1 protein-coding gene is annotated in these 2,567 nt (G+C 61.3%); it reads left to right on the top strand.

Going from position 1 to position 2,567, the window contains the following annotated elements; all coding sequences use genetic code 11:
* A partial coding sequence (locus P1K30_RS23725) for an Ig-like domain-containing protein (RefSeq protein WP_275635217.1) occupies positions 1 to 2,567 on the top strand: 2,567 nt, incomplete at both ends.

The raw sequence follows: 2,567 nt of genomic DNA on the forward strand, positions 1-2,567 counted from the left end.
GATACGAGCCTCGTGATCTCGCTGCCGGGTGTGCTGGCGAACGACACCGACGTCGATGGCGATACGCTGTCGAGCATTGTGGAAACGGGCCCGTCTAATGGGACGCTGAGCCTGAACCCGGACGGGTCGTTCACGTACACGCCCGATGCGGACTTCAATGGGTCGGACAGCTTCACCTACCTCGTCGACGACGGCAACGGTGGGACGGATACCGCGACGGTGAGTATCGCTGTCGGAGCCGACAATGATCTGCCAGTTGCCATCGATGACGTCTTCAGCACGGACGAAGACACCCCGCTCGTTGGAAATGTGCTTGCAGACAACGGTGCAGGTGCTGACTACGATCCTGACGAAGATTTCCTGACTGTTTCGGTGATCTCCGGCCCGTCGAATGGGACGCTGAGCCTGAACCCGGACGGGTCGTTCACCTATACGCCGGACGCGAACTTCAACGGGTCGGACAGTTTCACGTACCTTGTCGACGACGGCAACGGCGGGACGGACACCGCGACGGTGAGCCTTACCGTGAACGCGGTGAACGACGATCCGGTGGCGACGGACGACAGCTATGCCCTGAACGAGGACGTCTTCTCGGGCGCCAACGTGGCTGGCGGTGTGCTGGCGAACGACACCGATGCAGATGGCGATCCGCTGACGGTGAGCCTCGTGAGCGGGACGTCGAACGGGACGCTGAGCCTGAACCCGGACGGGTCGTTCACCTACAATCCGGATGCGGACTTCAACGGGACGGACAGCTTCACCTACCTTGTCGACGACGGCAACGGTGGGGCCGACACCGCGACGGTGACGTTGACCGTCAATCCGGTGAACGACGATCCGGTGGCGACGGACGATAGCTACGCCCTGAACGAGGACGTCTTCTCGGGCGCCAACTTGGCCGGCGGTGTGCTGGCGAACGACACCGATGCAGATGGCGATCCACTGACGGTGAGCCTGGTGAGCGGGACGTCGAACGGGACGCTGAACCTGAACCCGGACGGGTCGTTCACCTACAATCCGGATGCGGACTTCAACGGGACGGACAGCTTCACCTACCTGGTCGATGACGGCAACGGCGGGACGGACACCGCGACGGTGACGTTGACCGTCAATCCGGTGGACGATGCGCCGGTTGCGGTGGACGACAGCTTCACAACCGGTTTCGAGACCGCCTTGACCATCACGGTTCCGGGCGTGCTGGACAATGACTTCGACGTCGACGGCGATCCATTGTCGATCGCCAGTTTCCTTCAGCCCGAAAATGGCGCGGTAGTCCTCCGTCCGGATGGGTCTTTCACGTACACGCCCGATGCGGGATTCTCTGGAACCGACAGCTTTGAATACAGTCTGGACGACGGGCAGGGCGGAGCAGTGACCGCGACGGTCAACGTCGAGGTGTCGCCGCCGGTATCCAGCTATTCGATCGAGGACATCACGGTGAACGAGGGTGACGGCACCGTTAGCCTCCTCATCGTCCGGAGCGGAGATACGTCGGTCGAGAGTGATATTCTGACCGTTTCGTTCGCGGACGGCTCGGCGACCGACCCGGAAGACTACACCAGCGGTCTCTTTCTGCCGTTCAACTTTGCAGCCGGGCAGACAGTAACCAGTGTGTCGGTTGGCATAACTGACGACACCGTCGTTGAAGGTACCGAGACGTTCTTCTTGGAATTGCGCGACTTCGCGTCGAATTCGGTGCTGGCAATCGGATCGGCGACGATCGAGGACGATGACGTCCTGAACCAACCGCCCGGCACCGTCGACGACGGCTATGTGCTGCGGCCGGGCGAAGTGCTGACCGTTGCCGCGCCGGACGGGCTGATCGCAAACGATACGGACGACGACGGTGATGCGCTGGAAGTGATCAATTTCGATCCTGCGGCAAACGGCACCCTGTCGGTCGCCGCCGACGGATCGTTCGTATACTGGCCGAATGAAGGTTTCGTCGGTGTGGAGACGCTGCAATACACCGTATCAGACGGGACCGACACCGCAGTCGGTACCGTGGTGCTTGAAGTGGTCAACGATGCGCCGACTGTTGTCGAAGATGCCTATTCCATCGAAGCTGGTCAGAGCCTTACCGTCGATGCGGTCCTTGGGCTTCTCGCAAACGATACCGACGCGGATGGCGATGGCCTGGTGGTGGTCGACTTCCAAGAGGCGGAGAACGGCTCTGTCATAGTCGCCGCGGACGGGTCGTTGAGCTACACGCCCGACGTTGGTTTTGTGGGGTCCGAAACCCTACAGTACTCGATCTCCGACGGCTTCGAAACCAGTACCGGCACCTATACGATCGAAGTCTTCGCGCCGAACAATTCGCCGATCCCGATCTACGAGGCGTTCGGCGACACGCCGTTCGACGGCAGCGGCAACTCTGTCATCGAACTGCCGCACGAGGGCAAGTACGAAACGCAGGCTGGCACGATTGCCTTCACGTTCCAGCCCGATGACACGAATGGCGCGCAGGGGCTTTTTGCGAAGGATGCATCTGGCTACGCCGGCGGCGGCAATCACTTCGCCATGTATCTGGAAGGCTCCACACTCGTCGTGCGCCTTCAGGATGGCAG

Origin of the sequence: Psychromarinibacter halotolerans (assembly GCF_029168315.1) — a bacterium.
Taxonomy (GTDB): Bacteria; Pseudomonadota; Alphaproteobacteria; order Rhodobacterales; family Rhodobacteraceae; genus Psychromarinibacter; species Psychromarinibacter halotolerans.